Source organism: Stenotrophomonas acidaminiphila (assembly GCF_014109845.1).
In the GTDB taxonomy this organism is placed as follows: Bacteria; Pseudomonadota; Gammaproteobacteria; order Xanthomonadales; family Xanthomonadaceae; genus Stenotrophomonas; species Stenotrophomonas acidaminiphila.
Genome location: NZ_CP043567.1, coordinates 1,216,593 through 1,237,616 on the forward strand (window position 1 = coordinate 1,216,593; position 21,024 = coordinate 1,237,616).

Below are 21,024 nucleotides of genomic sequence, written 5' to 3' on the forward strand. Positions count from 1 at the left end.
GGCCAAGGCAACCTGGCCGGTCTTTTCACTTCTACAACCAAGAAAAGGGTAGTGCCCCGATGGCAACGTTTCATGTTCAAATCAAGAGTGGAGGCAAAGGAACCGCAGGTGATCATGCGGATTACATCGCCAGAAATGGCTTTCACCGCAAACGCGACGATCTAGTTCATGCGAGCCATGGAAATCTGCCGCGTTGGGCGGCCAACGATCCGAAGGTCATGTGGAAGGCCGCGGACAAGTACGAGCGCAAGAACGGTGCCGCATACCGCGAGGCGATCATTGCGCTGCCTGCTGAGCTGACAGCAGAGCAGAACGCGGCCTTGGTGGACGATATCGTTGCGAAGCTGACGCCTGGAAAGCCATACCAGTTTGCAATCCATGCGCCATCATCCTCGCTGGAGGGTGAGGCCAATCCACATCTCCACCTGATGACGTGTGATCGCATGGATGATGGAGTCGAGCGATCTTCAGATCGCTTCTTCACTCGGTACAACAGTAAGCGACCGGAGGATGGCGGTCGCAGGAAAGCCAGTGGAGGACGCAATCGCATGCAGCTCAGGGACGAGGTCATCGCGATGCGAAAGTCGGTGGCGGACACCATCAATCAGCATCTTGAGATCAACGGGCATGCTGCGAGGGTCGATCACCGGACGCTCAAGGAGCAGGGCGCTGATAGAAGGGCTGAACGCCATCTCGGACCGGCGAGGATCCGAGGAATGTCACCGCAGGAGAAGGCTCAATACGTTACGGTACGTCGAAATGGCGAGAGCGATTCCGCCTGATCGGCCGTGGGGCTACGGTGAGCTGGCGGGTCAGTGCCATGACCCTCGCGGCGTGCCGGTAGGCCTGCGCTGGGGGCGATTTGCGGCACTTGTAGCAGAATCGCACGTCGTGCAATCGGTTGCTCCCTCAAGTCGGCCTGTCGGCAGGGGGATAAGGAGCGAGGCCGCCCCGTTAACGGGGCGGCCTCGGTCGCTGTAGTTGGCAGGGTCTCCTACTGGGTGGTGATCTGGCTGAAGACTGCCCCGTTCAAGTGGATCCAGAGCCTGCCTTTCCCTCGGGCGGCGTCCTGATGCATCACGCGGACAGAGTCCTCCATCTGCAGTTGGTGGAGCGCCGCTTCGAAGCGTCCCTGATTCCGGATCGGGCCGCTTTTTCGTACTTCGTTGCGTACCGCCGCCCCATATCCAGCACACCAGTAGCGCCTCCACAGGTACATAGCCAGAGTACGAACATCCCTGGCCTGCTCAGGCTCGTGATTCCTGTCTCCGAATACATCGAGGAACTCTTGGAAGTGCCAGCCCACGACTTCCAGCGCCCGCTCTAGAGTTTCCTTGCTGATCAGGTTGCCCTCCTGTGCGCTGAAGTGGTGCAAGATTGCGGCGACCCGCCCCGTGATCTCCATCGATTTGGATGCGAAGTCCCGAATGCTGGCCAGATCACCATCCTGGCGCAGACGCGGTTCGATCGCGTTCTGAGTTTGCACCCAAAGTTCTTTCGCCTCTTGCGTGAACGCGAGTGTTTTGCGGGTGCTATCACCGGCGATACGACGTGTCTGTGCGGCCGTGAGAAGCTCGCTCACACGCTGATGGAATCGGGGCAGCTGCTCCCAGACAGGTTCTTCTAGTGACATGAAACGAAAGCCCTGCGTGGACGCGGGCCACGCGACGAGGTATCGCGCGAGGTGACCGGACCCGCGAGCCACCTCGCCCCGCTTGTTCATGAACTCCCTGAACACCCTTTCCTGCACCATCATGCTGATGGTCAGGCGAGGATTGGTGACCACGATGCTGTCGTCTGCGCGGTCCAGCGTCAGCGTCTTGGCACCGTCCCAAGCCTTGTTGAGCGTGCCAAGCTTGTTCATGGCACCTCCCTTGAGCACGATTTCGCCTTCATCACTCAGGATTGCGATCGACTTGCCATCGCCCTGCATGCTCTCCATCAGGGGGCGTTCGGTGATGTTCTGGTGCACGATGCGACTGAGGACAGGCTTTGCGGGCTCACACGCGCCATGGCTGATGAGTTTTTCGCGCAGGTGTTCGATGTCGTCGTCTGTGCCGCTGTCCAGTGCCTTGGCTACCTTGCGTTGCAGGGCCGCTTCCTTGGCATCCCAAAGGCGCCGGTCTGCCTTGTAGGCGAGCAGGGCCTGGACGTGATCCCTTGCCACCTTCTCGTCGTGCTCGTAGATGGGCGCGCCAACAATACTGTCCGTGGCAGACTTGCGTTCGCCAGAATCGGCAATGACCAAGACATCCAACGAAACCGGGCGGAGCTGGCCAGTGGGGAGTTCGACATCCACATCTCCCTGCGAGGCGATGGACATCGCCGTGAGGAACGAGCCGGCGATCAGCGCGTCGGGCGCTTTCAGGTTGTGCTGGACTTCCAGGATCGCGTCCCGGATGGCGCTGTACATGGCGTGGATGGGGTAGGCGCGAGGCAGATAGGGAGTGTTCATTCCGTACCCTCCCCGTCGTCACCGCCGGAACCCGGCATGCCGTGGATCTTCTGGGCCTCCGTCGCCATCATCTCCTTGAAGCGGGCAGGATGGAGCTTCAGCCCTTTTTCCGCGAGGGTGGCCAGGATCGCCTTTTGTGTGACGTTCTTCTCCAGCATCTCGACGATCGTTGGATAGAGCAGCGAGAAGAGCTGGCCCTTTCGGTGCTGAGGGTTGGATCGCAGTTCACGAAGCGCTCCCATGATGTCGTCGGCTTCGAACTGAAGGTCATCGTTGATGTTGTGCTGCATTTTTCTGTACCAAGATTCTTGTGAGGTGATCCGCCACGTTGTGTGTGGCGGGGTGTGGCAGGTAGCGTCTAGAGCAACGCCCCGCAGGACAGTCGCGAACCAGTCGCGCATCTACTGTCAGTCCACACCCCCTCTGGCCTGCATCAGGCCAAGGATGTAGTCGTCAATCTCGTGCTCGATGAATCCGACGCTTGAGCCGTAGCGCACGGGCTTCGGCAGGTCAGGGTCGAAATGGGGTGATTTCCGATCGAGACGCGTGTAAAGCGTGGAGCGCGCGAGGTTCAGGCGCTTCGTCGTCTCGAGCAGGGAAATGATTTGGAGTCGCTGCGAATTCATGAGTGTGTCGGCAAGCTGATGCTTGGACACACCCTAAAAATTCGAAGAGAAAGTGCCGATCCCTAGCAGGTGCTATACGTTTTTATAGCAGCTATGATGATAGCTAATAGCCGCTATTCAACGAATGCGTGGCGTCAACGCTGCCGCTCACGGCTTGCATCCCTACGAATCTGCATTGATCACGGTGTTCAGCGGGTTCGTCTGCTGGTGGCCGGCAGAATGTTTTTAACGTCGCTTCGCTTGAGAAGCGCACGCCACTGATAGTCAGTTGCACTGAATCCGGGAACTTCGTCGGCCATTTCAAAGAACTTCCGATGGATCTCTTGGCGATTCTTCCATCCGTTCTTGGGTGTCGCGGCAATGAGTTTGCGGGCGACAGCGTCTTGAAGCTGCTTAGCGTTCTCGCCCTTCTTCAATCCACCTCTGCGGCCATATTGTTCTAACTTCGCATTGATGGCCTGTTCTGGCGTAGTCAGGGACTCGGCTTCATTGATGCCAATGAGGTACCCCAAGTGTTCCGATGCTTGGACGAGATAGGACCAGGCAGCAGATTCTTGGTTCTCTTGGATGGCGGAGTGGGCTGCATCCAGCAGCTCGATCACCGCTTCGCGCTTTATTCCGTTGAAGAAGATGACGTTGCTGCGGTTGGATGTCTCGGGTGTCCTGTCGAACTTGGCCGCGAGTCCTGCCAGGGTTTCGTCTATGCTCTTTTGTTCCACACGTACTACCTTCGACATCGACTCATGTACCTGAGAAGCTTAGCGCGGCAGCCTGTGAGCTGGTGCGCTCGACGCGGTTTTTGAATCTCCCCGAGTAACCCAAAGGGTCATTTTTAGTTCCGGTTGAGGCCGTGGTTCCGTGATAGCAGAACGGACTTCCAGTGGCTCTCCCTTTCGGAGAGATCGGCCTCGGTTGCCGACAGGTCAGCGATTTCCAGGACGGCAAAGCGCAAGGCGTGCCGGCGTTCCTCGGGTGCCTCGATGCCGAACTCCTGGCGCAGGGCGACGTTGCCCCCGTGCCCGTTGGCCGCATACGCGCACCAGCGCCCCCAGATGCCGTCGGCGCCCGATGCCTTGCCAACATAGAGCCGACCAGTGGCCGTGTCGGTGATGACGTAGACCCCCTTCACCGACGACAGGGCCGCGCTCCAGGCGGCGGACTGGTTGCGCACCACAATGTCCAGCTGCGCCTTGGTGAGGTTCACCGCCTTGAAGCCTGGAAAGCCTGCGATCGAAAGTCGCTCGGGTAGCAGTTCGACCACAGTGAGATCGTTTGCCAAAGTCTCGCCGCGGAGGTAGGAAGGCCGTCCCGTGTAGACGCTTTCCAGATAGAGGCGACCGACCCACTCTTCGCAGGAGGGCACCCGCTCAAGGGTGTAGAAGTAGTGGGGCTTGGGGTCGGCTTCTTCCACATAGTCGATGGATCGGAATAGTCCAGCGAAGAGCCAGCGCGTAGGGGAGCCCGTGTTGACCAGCGACACGACAAACTCCCGCTGGAAGTTGCGCTTGGTCTGCCAGCGCTGCCACCAGTCGAATTTCCCTTCCAGGTACACGTCCAGCGGCCGCTCGTTGCCGTTGTAACGCGCCAGGTGGACCTTGGCCTTTGACGCGTCAAACACGGGCTGCCACACCTTGAGCAGGTCGAAGAGTCGCATCGGCTTATAGCCCCGAGTGGCGAGCCTGGCACCGTGCCGCGTGATCGGCCAGATGAGCCGCGTTGGGGCGGTGGGCCCGTGAAGCGGGCAAGGCCAGTGCCTTGCCCTGCAAGCCGGCGTAGTCGGTGGTGAGTAGGGACGGCGCCAAGGCCACCGTATGCACGGGGGTGATCCACAGTAGTTGGCAATCGAAGAGCGTGTGGAGGTCGGCGCGCAGCAGAAGGCCGTTATCTACCCGGTTGCTATGTGTGCCCTTGTAGGGCAGCACGTGCGCGGCTTCCAGCACCTCAAGCGCCGAGCACCCGGTGATGGCGCAGCGACCGCCGTAGGCGTCCAGCAGCTTCGCGCGGAACAACGGCTGGCCGCGGCGCTGGGCCACGGCGCGCATCGCCCAAACGCGGGCGTCGTGGTCGCTATCCACTGGAGCGGCGAACGCCCCCGCTTGCGCATCTGCCTCCACCTGCCCCTGGTCATGGATGACCAGGGGCAGGACCTTCCACTTTCCGTCGCCACCCTTTTGCAGGGCTACGTGCCCGTGATCCGCTGGATTGAACAGCACGTAGCGGGTGCGCCGCGGCGGGCCGGGATCGACCAGTTTGAACAAGCGGTCGTGCGGGTGATCCTGGTCACTTCGCCAGTTCGTGCGCGAGTAGTTGTAGTGCACTCGACTGGGCGAGTTGACCGTGAACAGCTCCAGGTCGGCGCGGGCGTTGCCCAACGGGTCGTGAGGGTGGTGCGACAGGTCCCACTCCTCAACCTCGGCCAGCGACGCGCTGCCCAACGCCTCAATGGCGTCGACGGCTCGCCAATACTTGACGCCATCGCGTCCCGGCTTCTGTGTGGCGGCCATCGGCTACGTCCCCTGTCCAATTGTCCCCACGGCCCATGGGGGTGAGCCCCAAGCGCGGCACGATGAAGAAGACTGGAATAGTACTTTCCTGTACAGCGTGGGACCATTGCTCCACGGCTCACAGCGATCGTCAGGCTTCGAATCCAGTCCCCTTCTGGCGAATGTGAGTAACGCTGCGAGTAACCGCGGCGGGCCGTCAGAGAGAAGTTCTTCCCCAGCAATCTCTTGGGTGACGAATGTGATTGCTGGTGGGCCACCAGATGAAACAAGGGCTTGCAGCGATGCAGGCCCTTTTCTGTTCTCCTCGAAGGCGGCCCGGTGCGGTGCCTACATGGTGCGCAGTGCGGACGTTGCCGCCGGCAAGCCGGAAGTGAAACAGCTCATCAGCCAGGTGCAGGTAGAGCAGGGCGCCCGCGCGCTGGAACAGGCTAGGGGCCAAGAACTGGCAAGGATCGGAGCGACACAGGGAGAAGACCGGGAAGCAGCCAAGGCAGTCCCTGCTGCTGTTGGTGCTGACCTGCATGCTGGCAATGTCCGGTTGCGCCGGGAATGGGCAGCGCATGAAGCCAACCGCGTGCCCGGATCCGCAGCCAGCGCCGCCGAACGTGATGCGCTCGTCGAACTACGAGCAACGGATCGGGGCGATAGCGTTCGAGTCGGACGGGACGCCGACGACCAGATCCACGTATGCCAGGCAGTGATCGGTGTGCGCGGATCGTGGCCGGAGAGGCCTGCCCACTGGTGCGGGAAGGCCAATGTTGAAGTGTTACGGCGCCGGACAGGCCTCGGCACGGCAGTTTGCATAGATCTGGTAGCACTGCGCTTCACTCATCACGCCATTTGTCAGGCAGCGATGGAGACTCACGTCGCACATGGAGCATGGAGTGACCTGCGCGGAGGCGAGGCCAGATGCAGCAACGAACAAGAACAGCACGGTCTTCAAGGTCTTCTTGATCATCACGTCAGTCCTTTGTCTGCCCGGAACAGGGCGTGCCTGACGCTACACGTGGAATCGCCACCGCTCAATATGCGGTGCCGCATGAGGTGAGCGCAGGCGATGTCGTGTGATCTGCAGGAGAGGAATCGGTGGCTCCATGTGGGGGGAGCCAGGGTCATCTGACCCTGGGCAGGCTCGAGAGTGGCGTAATGAACAAGACCGCGGCGGCGTATGCGGAAGGGGTGCGCGCGCTGCAGCACGCAGGGGAATCCCGTGGCATCGGTTCCAGGGCATCACGCTGTGGCTCGCCGACAACACGTTCTGTATTCCGGACTTCGCGGTGCGGGCCGCCGACAGGGTAATGGAGCTGCACGAGGTGAAAGGGTTGCCGGTGTGCTTTCGCACACCGGCTGCGGGCCTATGGATGGAGCCAGGGGAGAAGCCACATTACGCATCGCGCGCGTCTTGCGGGCTGTCCGGCCGCTTGATGAAAGTGATCCAGTGGGTGCAGGCGCACTTGCAGGAGGAGTGGGGTCACCTCCTGTGTGGAGGGAGTGCCAAAGTGACGGCCGCGCGAATGACGCCCGTCACCTCGCCGGTGCGCCTGGTCACACTGGCTGAAACCCGGGCAGATATGTCCATGCGGACGCGAACGCGCCGGGCCATGCGGGCGTCATGGGCATGCCGAGCCGAAAGGCCTGCCGATCAGGTTGCGCTGGACATGCTCGCGGTACTGGCGCCCGGTCACCACCTGCCGTCCGCAATCAAGGGTGAGGCGGTACCGGCCCGAGCCCAGGATGATGACTTCGATGGCGGCGGCGATCCGGATCACGCACGAGCGATGCACGCGCAGGAAGGTATCCGCGTCGAGTTCCCGGATGAACTCGCCAAGGGCGCAGCGGAAGGTGAACGTCCCCCGCTTCGTCTCGATGTCCACGTAGTTGCCGCGTGCACGGATGGCCTGGATGTCGGCCTCGTCCACCATCACGGTGCGGCGGCCCAGCTGCAGCGGCAGCCTGCGGCGATGGGCATCGGGCTGGGGTGCGCCCGCGGGTGGATAAGCCGGCAGCAGGCGCGAGAGCGTTTCGCGCAGGCGTTCGGCGGACACCGGCTTGAGCAGGTAGTCGACCGCGCGGTCTTCGAAGGCGCGCACGCCGTGCTGGTCGTAGGCGCTCACGAACACGACGCTCGGCGGCGGTCCGTTCCAGCGCCGCAGCGCGGTGAAGCCGTCGCCGCCGGGCAGCTCGATGTCCAGGAACAGGACATCGACCCGGGTGCGCCGGGCCAGGCGCATCAGTTCGTCGACGTCGGTGCATTCGGCGACAACCTGCACGCCGGCGCCGGCGACCTTGCCCAGCAGCCGCCGCAGGCGCTGCCGCGCCAGCGGCTCGTCGTCGAGGATGACGGCATTCAACGGCATGCGCCTGGGCCTTGTACGAGCGCTGCAGGCGGGACCGCGGTGCCGGGCAGCGGCACCTGCAGGCGCACGCGGTAGACATCGGGCTCGGCATCGAGGGCTTCCAGCCGGGCGCGGTCCCCGTACAGCAGGTGCAGGCGCTCCCTGACCGATCGCTGCCCCATGCCGTTGCCGTCCCTGCGTGCGCCTTCCGCGGCACGCGAGTTCTCGATCGACAGGTGCAGGTGCTGGCCCTGCGTCCAGGCGCGGATGGCAAGCCACCCGGGCACCCGTGATCGCGCGATGGCGTGGATGACCGCGTTCTCGACCAGCGGCTGCAGTGAAAGGGTGGGCACGGGGATGTCCATGCAGGCTTCGTCGACGCGGACGTCGGAACTCATCCGCCGGCCCAGCCGGATCCGTTCGATCATCAGGTAGTTGGTGACGTGCCTGAGCTCGTCGCGCAGCGGCCGTTCCTGCAGCTGGTCGGCGCGCAGGCCGTCGCGGAGCATGTCGCAGATGGCGATCAGCATGCGGTCGGCCTGTTCCACGTCCACCTGCATGAGCTCGGCCACGGAGTTGAGCGCGTTGAACAGGAAGTGCGGATTCAGCCGCGCCTTCACCGCTTCCAGCCGTGCCATCGCCAGGTTCTTCTCCAGCGCATCCAGTTGCTGCTCGCGCTGCTCCACATGTTCGAAGTAGACGATGCCGTGGAGCATCGCCATGACGGTGATGCCCAGGATCAGATTGTTGCCGATGCTGGTGAGCAGGACCTCGCCCAGTGGCGGCAGCACCGGATACCAGTCGAAGATCGGGTTGGTCGCCAGCGCGTAGACGGCCTTGAAGACGATGAAGCCGGCGACGAGGGCCAGGTGGATGGCCGTGTGCCGCCAGAAATGCGCGCGCCCCACCGGGAAGCGCGACACGACCAGGTAGGCCAGCAGCGTCATCGGCACCCACGGTACGGTGCTGCCGGTGGCATGGAGCAGGGCGCGCCGCCAGGTGAACACTTCGCCGTCGGCCGAGCGCATGTCCACCAGCTGGCCTGCCAGCATCAGCCCATACAGCAGCCACCAGGCCGCGATGGCCACGATCAGCAGCGCCATGCGCCGGTGCCGCCACCGTGGTTGGCCGGGTGGGGAGGATCGGTAGGTCGCAGCGCGGTCCTGCATCGGGTGCTTCGGCTCCCCGTTCACCGGTCAGAGCCGCATTGTTGCTTGGCTGGGCCGCGCATGCACGCGGGGCGCTTCGTTGCCGCCGGCGCGTTTCCCGCCTCGGTGACGGCTCGCAGGCCGTCACCGGTGCGCGGGGGGAGCGCGTTCCCGGTATCCGTGGCGTCCGGTGCGCTGCTTCAACGCGCGTTGCAGACCGGCGGGTTGGTCATCCCGAAGGAGAGCAGGTTGCCGCCATTGACGGTGCAGGCGTACGTCTTGCCGCTCTTGGCCTTGAGTGTCACGTAGGTGTTCACACCCTCGGTGCGGCGCTCAAGCAGCGTCAGGTCGGACGGCGACATCCCCAGCACGCCGCTGGTCTCCGAGAGAATGCGTTCGTCGGACAGGGTGTTGGTCTTGCTGGCCACGGCCGAACAACCCGCGAGCATGAAGGGGACGAGCAGCGACGCAGCCAGCAGGGCGGGCTTGAACTTCATGGGAACTCCTTGAAGAGGTGGAAAACTCCGGATGCGCCCCGCCGGGCGGAAGCATCGATCGAAAGGCGGGGCACGCCCGATCTTCGGGTCGGGCGTCGTCACCGCTCAAGGCAATGGGGATGGACCGCACCGATGCGGTGACCAACGACATCGGTGCGCATGGCAGCGGGCGGGGCCCATGCGTTCCGTGGACATCAGCCGGTCGGTGCCGGCATGTGGCGCGGGGGCATGGGCCACATGCCGCGCCCTGCTGGATCGCTGGTGCAGCCGGCGGGGCCTGACAGCCCATCGGATAGCGGGATGCGGTGCGCCAGCCGATGGCACGGTGGCGCGTACCGCAGGTGGGCACGCGTGATCAGGTACGACATCGCAGACTGCCGATGCCCTGGACTGCGGTCGCGCCCACGCCCGCACCGGGCATCACCGGTCATAGACGACCGGCATTCTTCTCCGCCACCGGCGCCACGCCTGCTCATCGGATGCGAGGGCGCAGATGAAGCGGGCCACGTTGATGCGGCTCACCTTGCCTGGATTGAAGAACGCACTGCGGACCGGAGATGCATGAACCGAATATTCGCCAGCCCTGTCGCCATCGTGCAGGCCGTCGGGCCTGACCACGGCCCATTCGATCCCGGCGTCGTTCCCCGATGCTTCATTGCGCAGGTAGGATGCCGCCGTGACGTTGTCCAGGTAAGGCGGAAGCAGCAGTCGCAGCGCGCCGGCCAGGCCGCGCTCCATGAGCGTATGCACCTCCCCTTCGCCGGGGTCGAGAGTCCCCGCCGAGTTCATCAGGATCAATCGGGTGTGCTGGCCCTGTCCGCTCTGCGCGATCGCCGCGCACGGTCGTGCCGTCGCCGTGGTGACCAGTCTGCGGGGCTGGCCGAAGATGCCGGCGAAGGTGGGCGTATGGCCCAGGCAGGAAACCACCGTGTCGCAGTCCCGCACGTATCCGGCGAGCTGCGACGGACCGAGGTCGAGCAGGCTCGCGCACTCCACGGTGAGCCGGGGATGGAACTGCTCCGGCGGCGGAGTCGCGCCCGGCCTCAGCATCGCGATGACGTGATGTCCGTGCCTGAGCATCAGCCGCACTACGCGACGCCCGGTAGCACCACTGGCACCGACCACCAGCAGCCTCACCACGCGATCCCTGGGCCGGTTGTCATGCAGGCCGATTCGGTTCTTCGACTGGGCATGGGTGCAACGGGCTGGCCGCCGTGTCCGCGATACCGGGATGATTCATCCCTCATCCCGGTGTGCTCAAGCCGGCGGTGACGAAGCGCACCGGACAGGGGGTGAGCGTCGTCCGGAGGGGGCATTGGTTGATCGTCCCTGTCCGTGCGCGCACAGACCGGTGTCGGGCGGCGGCCGGGCGAAGCGTGCACCGCCCGCGGCGCGGGCCTGCGCATCCGCAGGCCCGGCCGCACACGGCCTTACCTGGGCATCAGCACGCTGTCGATCACGTGCACCACGCCGTTGGACTGCATGACGTCGGCGGTGGTGACCGCGGACTTGCCGCCCTTGGCGTCGACCACCCACACCTTGCCGTCCTTCAGCTCGACGGTCAGCTCCTCACCCTGCACCGTCTTCAGCGTGCTGTGGCCGCCATGGCTGCGCGCGGCCGCGACCAGCTGGCTGGAGGGGTGGGTGCCGGGGACCACGTGATAGGTCAGGATGCCGGTCAGCGTGGCCTTGTTTTCCGGCTCGAGCAGCGTCTCGACCGTACCCTTGGGCAGCTTGGCGAACGCCTGGTTGGTGGGGGCGAACACGGTGAAGGGGCCCTTGCCGGCGAGCGTGTCCACCAGCCCCGCGGCCTTCAGCGCGGTCACCAGGGTGCTCAGGTCGCTGGCGTTTGCAGCGTTCTCGACGATGGTCTTCTTCGCATCCATGGCGGCGCCGCCCACCGCGGGATTGCTCGCGGCGAAGGCGGAAGAGGCGGCGGCACTGGCAAGCGCGAGGCCGGCGGCAATGGCAAGACGCTGGATCTGGGTACGCATGGTCATGTCCTCATGGGTATCGCCTCCGCGTGGAGGCAGGGGTGAACGCAGTGTCGGCTGCGGTTTTCGTCGATCAGTGCCGTGCCGCCCACGCCACCGCGGCGGCGTGGATGGCACGGCGGTCGGAACACGGTGCCGCTCAGAAATCCCAGCGCGCGGCGACGCTCATCGGCACCGAGATGCGCTTGGCATCGTTGTTGATGCCGCCCAGGCCGAGCCCGCCGATGTCGGCGTCGTCGCCACTGAGCTTGTCCACGTAGCGCACGCCGGCCTGCGCGGTGACGCTGAAGGTCTCGCCGACCGGGATGATCACGCCCACGTCCATGCCGCCGGAGGCTGACCAGGTCTTCTTGGTGAAGCGCGCATCCGGAATGGAGATGGCCGCGGCCGGAATGTCGAAGGAGGCCTTGATCGCGTCGGTATGCGTCGCGCCGATGCGCGCGGCGACGAACGGACGCACCGCGCCTGGCTGCATGAAGAAGCGGCGGTAGCCGAACTCCGCGCCGTAGCTCTTGTAGGCGCTGAAGCGGCCGTACACCGGCAGTTCGGTGTCCAGTGCCGGCACGAACGCGCCGCCGACCTGCACGCGACCGGGCGAGGCGTGGCTGTAGCGCACCTGCCCGAACAGTTCGGCGCGGTCGCTCAGGCCATAGCCCATTTCCAGGCCATAGGTATCGGCCAGGCCGTAGATGCGGTCATGGCTGCGCGACTGGATGCGCAGCTCGGCATTGACGCCGGCCAGCGCGGGGTTGAGCGGGCCGAGGTCGGGCACGGGGGCGATGGCACCACCGTGCACGTCGCCGCTGGTCGGCATGTCGACGCCACCGAAGGCGGAGAAACTCCATTTGCCGGCTTCGACGCCGGACGCGTGGACGGTGGTGGTTGCAGCCAGACCGGCAGCGAGAACGACAAGGGCAGCAGACTTCATTGGGGCTCTCCAGGCTGAGTGGGAAACGCACGGGGTCATGCGTTTTCAGATACGCAGAACGCCTGCGCCTGGATGCACGCAGATCGCGATTCTGTCTGGAAAATCCGATGAAAATCGAGGATGGCGTTGACGCGGCGTACACACGCGACGACTGCGCGCACGTGGGCGCGGCAACGAGCGCTTCACGCGATACGGAATGTGCAGGCGCATGCTCCGTCACGAGTGCGAGTGCGAGTGCGAGTGCGAGTGCGAGTGCCATTGCCAGGCGCCGTGCGGCACGGCTCGGCCGCGATAGGCGGGCCGCAGCGACGGCGTGCGGAATGGCGGCCTGCGGGCGCGCATCGATGTCGCGTGGCCGCAGTATGTGCGCGGATGACGCCGATCTTCGCGGCGTCATCCGCGTGTATCGCTCAGCGCCGTTCGAACAGGTAGTGCGACACCATCCACTGTTGCCCGCCGGCGTAGCCGAACAGTTCGGCGCAGGCCATCCAGAACATCCGCCAGCGCTGGAACCACAGCCCGGCGGCGTCGCCATAGGCCTGGCGCAGGATCGCCATCACCGCGTCGCGCTGTTCGTCCTGGCGCTGCAGCCAGTGGTTGGCGGTGCGCTGGTAGTGAGTGCCATCCACCAGCCACTGCTGCACGATCGACAGCGGGCCCTGGAAATGCAGCAGGGTGTCGGCAGCCGGCATCAGCCCGCCGGTGAAGAAATGCCGGCCCATCCAGTTGTCGGCACCCTCGGTCTCGAACGGGTACAGCAGGGTGCGGTGCACGAAGATGTGCACGAACAGCCGGCCACCCGGGCGCAGCCAGCTGCCGATGCGGGCGAGCAGGCTGTCGTAGTTGCGCATGTGCTCGAACATCTCGATCGAGACGCAGCGGTCGTAAGCCGCCGCGGGCAGCGCGAGGGTGTTCACGTCGCGGGTGAGCACGCGCACGTTGTGCAGTCCGCGCTCCCGGCACCGGGCCTCGATGAAGGCGCGCTGGCCGTTGGAGTTGGATACGGCGGTGATCCGCGCGTTCGGATAGCGCGCGGCCATCCACAGGGTCAGCGAGCCCCAGCCGCAGCCCAGCTCGAGGATGTCCTGGCCGTCGGCCAGCCCGGCGCGTTCGCCGTACAGCGCCAGCATCGCCTCCTCGGCCTGCTCCAGGGTCTCGTCGCCATTGGGGTAATAGCAGGAGGAGTACTTCAGCCGCGGCCCGAGGCAGTGGTCGAAGAATGCCGGCGGCAGTTCGTAGTGCTGGCGGTTGGCGGCATCGGTCTCGATCGCCAGTGGGCTATGGCGCAGCTGCGCCAGGCGCTCGCGCTGGCGTTGCGACTGCGCCTCCACGCCGCCGGCCAGCTCTTCGCGCAGGCGCTGCGCGCACAGGCGGCGGATGCCGGCACGCAGGACGGTGTCCGGTACCCAGCCGCGTTCGGCCAGGCCGAGCAGGCCGGGGGCGGGCTGGTCGTGCGGCAGTTCGTTGCGATCCAGGGCGGTGGTGGTCATGGCGTGGTCCTCGGCAATGCGGTCAGGATCTGGGGAACCAGGGAAAGAACATCGACGTGCGCCGCTGGTACGCGCGGTAGTCGTCGCCCCGCGTGCGCAGGGCCTGTTGCTCGGTGAACGGAATGCCGCTGATGAAACGCAGGAACAGGTACATCAGCACCGGCCCGAGCACGCCCAGCCAGGCCTGCGGGGCGCCGACCGCGGCGATCGCCCAGGCGCACCAGTGCAGCCACTCGAAGAAGTAGTTGGGATGGCGCGAATAGCGCCACAGGCCGCGGTCACAGGTGCGGCCGCGATTGCCGGGGTCGGCACGGAACCGTGCCAACTGCGCGTCGGCCAGCGATTCGCCCAATACCGACACCGCCCATACCAGCGCCGCGGCGCCGAGCTGCAGCGGCGCAGGCTGCGGATGCGCGACCACCGCCGCCAGCGGCAGCGAGAACAGCACCACCAGCAGGGCCTGGAACAGGAAGAAAGCCAGGAACCTGCGCTGGTCGCCGTCCCAGTGCCGGCGCAGCGCCCGGTAGCGGCCGTCCTCGGCCTCGCTGCGCACGCGCCGCCACAGATGCAGCGCCAGGCGCAGGGCCCAGACCGCGCCGAGCACGCCGACCAGCACGCGTGCCGACATGGCGCCGCTGCCGGTGAATGCCAGCCACAGCGCCGCGCCCGCCAGGCCCGCGGCCCACAACACGTCGACGATGCCGGCGTTGTCGTGGCGGCGCTGCCAGTGCCAACCACACACCATCAGCACGCCGGCGGATGCGCCGATCACCAGCAGTTGGCTGCCAAGGTTCATGAGCGGTGTACTCCCGGTAGATGGCCGTGCAGACCGCGCGAAGCCAGCGTGGCCAGCGCCGGCATCGCCAGCGCCCAGCCGGCGCCGAGTGCCAGCAGCGCGTGCCAGCGCGGTTCGGAGAAGCGCAGCGCATGCCAGCCGCTGGCAGCGCCCAGGTACGCCAGCGGCCCGCCTATCGCGCCGAATGCGGCGGCCAGCCACGGGCGCCGGTGCAGGTAGCCCAGCAGCGGCACGACCACCAGCGCGAACGCGCACCACAGCGCCAGGATCCACGCCGGCGGACCGGCCCACGGCCAGGCGGCGTAGCCCAGCAGCCCGCTGCCCACCCACAGGGATTCGAGCAGCAGGCCGATACCCAGCGCCGCCAGCAGCAGGCGCAGCTCCAGTGCACGCGCCGGCGAGACCGCCAGCCGCCACAGCGCGAACAGCGTGGCCGCCAGCACGCCGGGCCACCACAGCCCGCGTCCGGCGCCGATCACCGCTGCGAACCAGGTCGCCTGGTAGGCCAGCGCGATCGCCAGCGCGTTCATGCCGGCTCCGCGTCGGCCGGGCGCCAGCCGGGCTTGGCCAGCAGCAGGTGGGCCACGCCGATCGAACGTTCGCGGAAGCCGCCTTCGCAGTAGGCCAGGTAGAACTCCCACAGGCGGATGAAGCGCTCGTCGAAGCCCTGCGCGCGCACCGCCGGCAACTGCGCCAGGAAGCGCTCGCGCCACGCCTGCAGTGTGCGGGCGTAGGACAGCCCGAAGTCCTCCAGCGCGATCAGCGCCAGGTTGCTGCTGCGGGTCTTGGAGGCCAGCATCGCGCTGATCGACGGGATGAAGCAGCCGGGGAACACGTGGCGCTTGATGAAATCGACCGACTTCAGCGCCTGCGCGTAGCGGTGGTCCTCGATGGTGATCGCCTGCACCAGCGCCAGCCCGTCGGGCTTGAGCAGGCGCCCGATCTGGCCGAAGTAGCTGTCCTGGAAATCGGCGCCCACCGCTTCGATCATCTCGATCGAAACCAGCTTGTCGTACTGCCCGTGCAGGTCGCGGTAGTCCGACTGCAGCAGGGTGATGCGGTCGCCGAGCCCGGCTTCGGCGATGCGCGCGGCGGCCAGGTCGTGCTGCTCGCGGGAGATGGTGGTGGTGGTGACACGGCAGCCATGGTGGCGTGCCGCATGCAGCGCGAAGCCGCCCCAGCCGGTGCCGATTTCCAGCACGTGGTCGTCCGGGCCGAGCGCGAGCTTGCGGCAGATCAGCTCCAGCTTGCGGGTCGATGCCGCTTCCAGGGTGTCGTCGGCCCCGCTCCAGCACGCCGAGGAGTACATCAGGTCCGGTGACAGGAACAGGCCGAAGAACGCGTTGCCCAGGTCGTAGTGGGCGGCGATGTTGCGGCGGCTGCCCTCGCGCGTATTGCGGCGCAGTGCGTGCAGCGCCTTCATCGCCAGCCCGCCCAGGCGCGCGCTGCCGGTCTCCATGCCGTCGAGCAGGTCGCGGTTGCGCGCCAGCAGGCGGATCAGCCCGACCAGGTCGCTGCATTGCCACAGCCCGTCCATGTAGGCCTGGCCGGCACCGACACTGCCATGGGTGGCCAGTGCGCGGTAGAAGCCCGGATCGAGGACCCGCAGGGTGACGGCCGGGCCGCTGCCGGCCTGGCCGATCCGCAGCGTGCCCAGCGGGTCTTCGACGACCAGCTGGCCGTGGCCGAAGCCGGCCAGCTGCTGGTGCATGCGCTGGCGCAGGAAGCGGTCGAGGACGCCGAAGCCGGATGCGGTACCGGTCTGCACGATGCTGTTCAAGGGGGATCTCCGGAAACGCTGGGGTGGGGGTGGAAGGGCGTGCGCTTGAGCCACAGGCGCAGCGCCTGCCAATAGATCGCGCCGAGTACCTGCGCGGTCATCAGCGGGTAGCGCCACAGCACGTGGGCCAATGAGCGGCCGTCCAGTGGCAGGCGGCGCAGCGACAGGTGGGCGTCGAACTCGCGGCGGGTGCCGTCGGACACGTCCATCCGCACCAGCAGCCGTGCCTCGGGCAGGCTGAAACGCCAGTCGTAGTTCCGCTGCATGCCCATGAACGGGGACACGTGGAAGGTCTTGTCGAACGTCCATGCCGCCAGCCGTCCGGATTGCCGTGCCTGCGCCAGCGGCAGCACATGGGCATGGCGCTCGCGCCACGGGGTGTTGGTGATCTCGGCCACGATGCTGTGCAGGGTCAGGCCGTCGGCCTGGAAGCAGTAGTAGAAGCTGACCGGATTGAAGCTCAGACCGGCATAGCGCAGGTGGGTGAGCAGCCGTACCGGCCCGTCCGGGCGCTGCCCGGTGGCCGCCTGCACCCGGTCCTTGACCGCCTCCTTGAGCGGCCGCGCGGGCGGGCCGAGGAAGTCGCCGCGGTGGAACGCGGCCAGGTTGCGGCGGCCCACCGACCACAGCCAGCGCCCGGCGAACACCTGGTCCAGTTCGTCCAGGTCCAGGTACAGCTGGGCGATGGCGTAGCTGAAGGCATGCGTGCGCGGATGATGGCGGCGGTGGTGCACCACGCCCTCGTAAACCGCGCTGTGCAGGGACGGTTTCATGACGGCCAGCGCACACCCAGGCCGGCGGCCACGTCCACCGCGCTGCGCATGCCGTCCTCATGGAACCCCCAGCCCCAGTAGGCGCCGGCGAACCAGGTCCGGTTCTGCCCCTGGATGACGGCACGGCGCTGCTGCGCGGCCACCGATTGCGGGGTGTACACCGGGTGCTGGTAGGCGAGCCGGCGCAGCACCCGGGCCGGGTCGATCGCCTCGCTGCGGTTCAGGGTGACCACCAGCGGCTCGGGGGCATCCAGGCCCTGCAGCAGGTTCATGCAGTAGCTGACGGTGCACGGCGCGTCGGCATCGCCCGGGACGAACGCGTTCCAGGCCGCCCATGCCTTGCGCCGGCGCGGCAGCAGCGACGCGTCGGTGTGCAGCACCACTTCGTTGGGCTGGTAGCCGATCGCGCCGAGGATCGCCTGTTCGTTGTCGCTGGCGTCGGCCAGCAGCGCCAGCGCCTGGTCGCTGTGGCAGGCCAGCACCACGTGGTCGAACGCCTCACTGCCGGCGGCGCTGTCCACGCTCACCCGGTCGCCATGGCGGTGTATGGCCCGCACTGGGCACGCCAGCCGCTCCTGCACCGTCCAGCGCGCGCGCAGCGCGTCGACATACCGCGCCGAGCCGCCGCGCACCACCCGCCACTGCGGGCGCCCGCTGACCTGCAGCATCTGGTGGTTGGCCATGAACTGGACCAGATAGCGGGCCGGGAACTGCAGGATCTGCCGCGGTGGCGAGGACCACAGCGCCGAGGCCATCGGCACCAGGTGTTCGTCGCGGAAGGCCGCGCCGTAGCCGTTGGCCTGCAGCCAATCGCCCAGCCCGGGGCCGGGGCCCTCGCCGTCGAGCAGCGCCGGCGCCTGGCGGTAGAAGCGGAACAGGTCGCGCACCATGCCCAGGAAGCGCGGCGAGAGCAGGTTGCGGCGCTGGCAGAACAGCGCGTCCAGCGAGGTGGCGTTGTACTCCAGTCCGCTGCGCCCGTTGTGCACCGAGAAGCTCATGGTGGTGGGCTGGGTGGGTACGTCCAGCGTCTGCAACAGCCGGGTCAGCAGCGGGTAGTGGGCCGGGTTGTGGACGATGAAGCCGGTGTCCACCGCGTACTGGCGGCCGTCCACGCTGACGTCGTGGGTGTGCGTGTGCCCGCCCAGGTAGTCGGCGGCCTCGAACAGCACCACCTCGTGCGCCTGCGACAGCAGCCAGGCGCTGGCCAGGCCGGCGATGCCGGAACCGACGACGGCGATGCGCATGTCAGCGCTCCCGCCGTTCCAGCACCCACGCGGGTACCGGCTTGAGGTCGCGCACCAGGCCCAGCAGCGCGAGCAGGCGCAGCCCGTACCAGGTCAGGTCCACCTCCCACCAGCGGAACCCCTGGCGGGCGCTGCTGGAATAGAAATGGTGGTTGTTGTGCCAGCCTTCGCCGAAGGTGAGCAGCGCCAGCAGGAAGTTGTTGCGGCTGTCGTCGGCGGTCGCGAAGCGGCGGCTGCCGAAGCGGTGCGACAGCGAGTTGATGGTCACCGTGGCATGGAACAGCACGACGGTGGAGATGAAGAACCCCCACACCAGCAGCTGCGCGCCGCTGGTGTCCAGCGCCGGCCACAGGTGCTGCAGCAGCGCGCCGGTGGCGTACAGGGCGATGGCCATGGTCACGGGCACTGCCACGTCGTAGCGGTCCAGCCAGCGCAGTTCCGGGTAGCGTGCCAGGTCCGGCACCCGGCTCAGGTCGGTGGCGAACGCGCGTGGGGTCATGAACCAGCCCATGTGGCTGCGCCAGAAGCCGTGCCGCGGCGAGTGCGGGTCCTGCGCCTGGTCGGCATGGCGGTGGTGGTGGCGGTGGTGGGCGGCCCACCACAACGGGCCGCGCTGCACGCTGGCCGCGCCGATCAGCGCGAACACGAACTGCAGCCCGCGCGAGGTGCGGAAGCTGCGGTGCGAGAAATAGCGGTGGTAGAAGCCGGTGATCGCGAACATCCGCACCACGTACAGCACCCCGGCCACCAGCAATGCCACCGGCGAGACTCCGACCCAGATCACCCCGGCGCAGCCCAGGTGCAGCAGCACGAACGGCAGCACGCGCAGCCAGTCGATGCGGTCGGCATCGGCATCGTTGGCCGGCGCCACGGCGGCGCTGTCGAACCACAGGCGCAGGCTGCGCAGGACGCGTGCGGGTGCGGGGGGGACGGGCGGTGCGGGGGGAGGAGCTTGGTGCAGGGGCATTGCCGGGGGTCCGCGGGGTATGCCTGTCTATACGGTATCGCCGGTCCATTGGATGCAGTGGCGGCGGCCGGCGTGCATCCAAACCGGGGCCGCCCGCGTACAAGCAGGCAGATGCCCGCACCGCCTGCCAACTGCCCTACCATGTGCCCGGACGCCCCCCCTGGAGACCTGTCGCCCTTCGAGGCGGCCAGAGTCATGTCGATCGCCGAAACAAACCAGGGCAATCCCGGTTACTGGTCCGCGCAGATGCAGGCCGTCGCCGTGCAGCGCGACCAGCGCTGCTTCATGCGCATCTACGATCACTTCGCGCCGCGGGTGCGGCTGTACCTGCGCGGGCTGGGCGCGCCGGAGATGGTGGCCGAGGAGCTGGCGCAGGAGGCGCTGCTGCGCCTGTGGCAGCGCGCCGACAGCTATGACCCGGCGCGCAGTACCCTGTCGACCTGGCTGTTCCGGGTTGCGCGCAACCTGCATATCGACCGCCTGCGCCGCGAAAACCACTGGACGGCGGTGGATATCGAGGCCGATGACGGCCTGGAGCTGTGCGAGGAGACGGAGGATCCGGGCTTTTCCTCGGCCGAGAGCTATGCGGCCCACGCCGATCTGAACGAACGCATCGAACGCCTGTCCGCCATCCAAGCACGCCTGATCCGCATGTCCTACTTCGAAGCCAAGTCCCACCAGCAGATCTCCGACGAGCTGGGCATGCCGCTGGGAACGGTCAAGTCGTACATCCGGCGTGCCTTCCAGCAACTGCAGTCCAGCGTGCAGGGGGCCGCATGAGCCCGCGCCATCACCTGGACCCGGCGACCCTGGTCAGCCATGCCGCCGGCGCCCTGTCGCCGGCCATGGCGGCGGTGGCGGCCACCCACCTGGAAGCCTGCCCGCACTGCCGGCGGCAACTGGCGCAGGCCGAGCACGTCGGCGGCGCGCTGCTGCAGCAGCAGCAGCCGGCCGTGGCCTCGGCGCGCGAGGCGCAGCTGCGCGGGGACATCCTGGCCCGGCTGCAGCAGCCGCTGCCGGCGGCTGCGGCCGAACCGGCACCGACGCCGCTGCATCGCCCTGCCGAACTGTTGCCGCGGGCACTGCACCCCTACTTCGGGCGGACCTGGAAAGCGCTGCGCTGGCGCTGGGTCGCCCCCGGCGTGCATCTGATCCGGGCCGCCGGAAGCAGCGGCGACACCCTGGTCATGCTCAAGATCGCGCCGGGCAAGAGCATTCCCCTGCACAGCCATCACGGCAGCGAGCTGACCCAGATCCTGCAGGGCGCCTACGACGATGAACTGGGTCATTTCGGCCCGGGCGACATGGCCGACCTGGACAGCGACATCGAGCACCGGCCGATCACCTCGCCGGGGGTGCCGTGCATCTGCGTGGCGGCACTCGACGGCCCGCTGCGGTTCCGTGGCTGGCTGGCGCGCAAGATGCAGCCGATGGTCGGCCTGTAACCGGGCAGCCGGGTGGATGCCGGGCCGCGCCCGGCCCGGCA

Annotated in this window: 23 protein-coding genes; 3 read left to right on the top strand and 20 right to left on the bottom strand. The window is 66.8% G+C overall.

The annotated features are described in order from the left end of the window. The first annotated feature begins 59 nt into the window (after positions 1 to 59). The gene (locus F0P95_RS05540) at positions 60 to 782 is read left to right on the top strand and encodes a MobA/MobL family protein (protein WP_182335989.1); all 723 of its coding nucleotides are present in this window, start codon (positions 60 to 62) and stop codon (positions 780 to 782) included. 212 nt (positions 783 to 994) lie between these two features. Here the strand turns inward: F0P95_RS05540 and F0P95_RS05545 are convergent, their stop codons facing one another. From F0P95_RS05545 to F0P95_RS05640, 20 genes are all read right to left on the bottom strand, one after another. Then, positions 995 to 2,455, bottom strand: a complete 1,461-nt coding sequence (locus F0P95_RS05545; RefSeq protein WP_182335990.1) for a YfjI family protein — start codon at positions 2,453 to 2,455, stop codon at positions 995 to 997. Further along, positions 2,452 to 2,745: a hypothetical protein gene (locus tag F0P95_RS05550; protein ID WP_182335991.1), complete on the bottom strand. Its 294-nt coding sequence runs from the start codon at positions 2,743 to 2,745 to the stop codon at positions 2,452 to 2,454. The genes F0P95_RS05545 and F0P95_RS05550 overlap by 4 nt, the downstream gene beginning before the upstream one ends. A gap of 117 nt (positions 2,746 to 2,862) precedes the next feature. Then, positions 2,863 to 3,111, bottom strand: coding sequence for a helix-turn-helix transcriptional regulator (locus tag F0P95_RS05555; RefSeq protein WP_182335992.1), 249 nt, complete (start codon positions 3,109 to 3,111; stop codon positions 2,863 to 2,865). Positions 3,112 to 3,269: 158 nt separating this feature from the next. After that, complete coding sequence (locus F0P95_RS05560) at positions 3,270 to 3,818, bottom strand: hypothetical protein (RefSeq protein ID WP_182335993.1); 549 nt, start codon at positions 3,816 to 3,818, stop codon at positions 3,270 to 3,272. A 95-nt stretch (positions 3,819 to 3,913) separates the two neighbouring features. Next, entirely contained in the window at positions 3,914 to 4,735 is an 822-nt protein-coding gene (locus F0P95_RS05565; protein ID WP_182335994.1) for a GIY-YIG nuclease family protein, read from the bottom strand. A gap of 4 nt (positions 4,736 to 4,739) precedes the next feature. After that, positions 4,740 to 5,585, bottom strand: coding sequence for an HNH endonuclease (locus tag F0P95_RS17480; protein WP_232528824.1), 846 nt, complete (start codon positions 5,583 to 5,585; stop codon positions 4,740 to 4,742). A 766-nt stretch (positions 5,586 to 6,351) separates the two neighbouring features. Next, on the bottom strand, positions 6,352 to 6,543 hold the full coding sequence (locus F0P95_RS05575) for a hypothetical protein (RefSeq protein WP_182335995.1): 192 nt from the start codon (positions 6,541 to 6,543) through the stop codon (positions 6,352 to 6,354). Between the two features lie 652 nt (positions 6,544 to 7,195). Continuing rightward, entirely contained in the window at positions 7,196 to 7,942 is a 747-nt protein-coding gene (locus tag F0P95_RS05580; protein WP_182335996.1) for a LytR/AlgR family response regulator transcription factor, read from the bottom strand. Beyond that, on the bottom strand, positions 7,933 to 9,024 hold the full coding sequence (locus F0P95_RS05585) for a sensor histidine kinase (protein ID WP_182335997.1): 1,092 nt from the start codon (positions 9,022 to 9,024) through the stop codon (positions 7,933 to 7,935). The genes F0P95_RS05580 and F0P95_RS05585 overlap by 10 nt, the downstream gene beginning before the upstream one ends. A 245-nt stretch (positions 9,025 to 9,269) precedes the next feature. After that, positions 9,270 to 9,566 carry a hypothetical protein gene (locus F0P95_RS05590; protein WP_054661773.1) on the bottom strand — a complete coding sequence of 99 codons (297 nt, stop codon included), beginning with the start codon at positions 9,564 to 9,566 and terminating at the stop codon, positions 9,270 to 9,272. Positions 9,567 to 9,986: 420 nt separating this feature from the next. Next, on the bottom strand, positions 9,987 to 10,703 hold the full coding sequence (locus F0P95_RS05595) for an NAD(P)-dependent oxidoreductase (protein ID WP_182335998.1): 717 nt from the start codon (positions 10,701 to 10,703) through the stop codon (positions 9,987 to 9,989). A 293-nt stretch (positions 10,704 to 10,996) separates the two neighbouring features. Continuing rightward, positions 10,997 to 11,560, bottom strand: coding sequence for a fasciclin domain-containing protein (locus F0P95_RS05600; RefSeq protein WP_182335999.1), 564 nt, complete (start codon positions 11,558 to 11,560; stop codon positions 10,997 to 10,999). Between the two features lie 139 nt (positions 11,561 to 11,699). After that, positions 11,700 to 12,488 (bottom strand): hypothetical protein, encoded by a 789-nt coding sequence (locus tag F0P95_RS05605; RefSeq protein WP_182336000.1) that lies wholly within the window; start codon positions 12,486 to 12,488, stop codon positions 11,700 to 11,702. Between the two features lie 410 nt (positions 12,489 to 12,898). Beyond that, positions 12,899 to 13,978, bottom strand: a complete 1,080-nt coding sequence (locus F0P95_RS05610; RefSeq protein ID WP_182336001.1) for an SAM-dependent methyltransferase — start codon at positions 13,976 to 13,978, stop codon at positions 12,899 to 12,901. Between the two features lie 22 nt (positions 13,979 to 14,000). Next, positions 14,001 to 14,774: a DUF1295 domain-containing protein gene (locus F0P95_RS05615; RefSeq protein WP_182336002.1), complete on the bottom strand. Its 774-nt coding sequence runs from the start codon at positions 14,772 to 14,774 to the stop codon at positions 14,001 to 14,003. Continuing rightward, positions 14,771 to 15,304: a DUF2878 domain-containing protein gene (locus F0P95_RS05620; RefSeq protein ID WP_182336003.1), complete on the bottom strand. Its 534-nt coding sequence runs from the start codon at positions 15,302 to 15,304 to the stop codon at positions 14,771 to 14,773. Before F0P95_RS05620 ends, F0P95_RS05615 begins: the two co-directional genes overlap by 4 nt. Then, positions 15,301 to 16,554, bottom strand: a complete 1,254-nt coding sequence (locus F0P95_RS05625) for a class I SAM-dependent methyltransferase (protein WP_425515911.1) — start codon at positions 16,552 to 16,554, stop codon at positions 15,301 to 15,303. Before F0P95_RS05625 ends, F0P95_RS05620 begins: the two co-directional genes overlap by 4 nt. Next, entirely contained in the window at positions 16,551 to 17,327 is a 777-nt protein-coding gene (locus tag F0P95_RS05630; RefSeq protein WP_182336004.1) for a DUF1365 domain-containing protein, read from the bottom strand. Before F0P95_RS05630 ends, F0P95_RS05625 begins: the two co-directional genes overlap by 4 nt. After that, positions 17,324 to 18,571 (bottom strand): NAD(P)/FAD-dependent oxidoreductase, encoded by a 1,248-nt coding sequence (locus tag F0P95_RS05635; RefSeq protein ID WP_182336005.1) that lies wholly within the window; start codon positions 18,569 to 18,571, stop codon positions 17,324 to 17,326. Before F0P95_RS05635 ends, F0P95_RS05630 begins: the two co-directional genes overlap by 4 nt. A 1-nt stretch (position 18,572) precedes the next feature. Continuing rightward, entirely contained in the window at positions 18,573 to 19,538 is a 966-nt protein-coding gene (locus F0P95_RS05640) for an acyl-CoA desaturase (protein ID WP_182336006.1), read from the bottom strand. A 141-nt stretch (positions 19,539 to 19,679) separates the two neighbouring features. Between F0P95_RS05640 and F0P95_RS05645 the strand changes: the two genes are divergently transcribed. Both F0P95_RS05645 and F0P95_RS05650 read left to right on the top strand, forming a co-directional pair. Continuing rightward, the gene (locus F0P95_RS05645; RefSeq protein ID WP_182336812.1) at positions 19,680 to 20,318 is read left to right on the top strand and encodes a sigma-70 family RNA polymerase sigma factor; all 639 of its coding nucleotides are present in this window, start codon (positions 19,680 to 19,682) and stop codon (positions 20,316 to 20,318) included. Continuing rightward, positions 20,315 to 20,983, top strand: a complete 669-nt coding sequence (locus tag F0P95_RS05650) for a ChrR family anti-sigma-E factor (protein ID WP_182336007.1) — start codon at positions 20,315 to 20,317, stop codon at positions 20,981 to 20,983. The genes F0P95_RS05645 and F0P95_RS05650 overlap by 4 nt, the downstream gene beginning before the upstream one ends. Positions 20,984 to 21,024 lie beyond the last annotated feature (41 nt).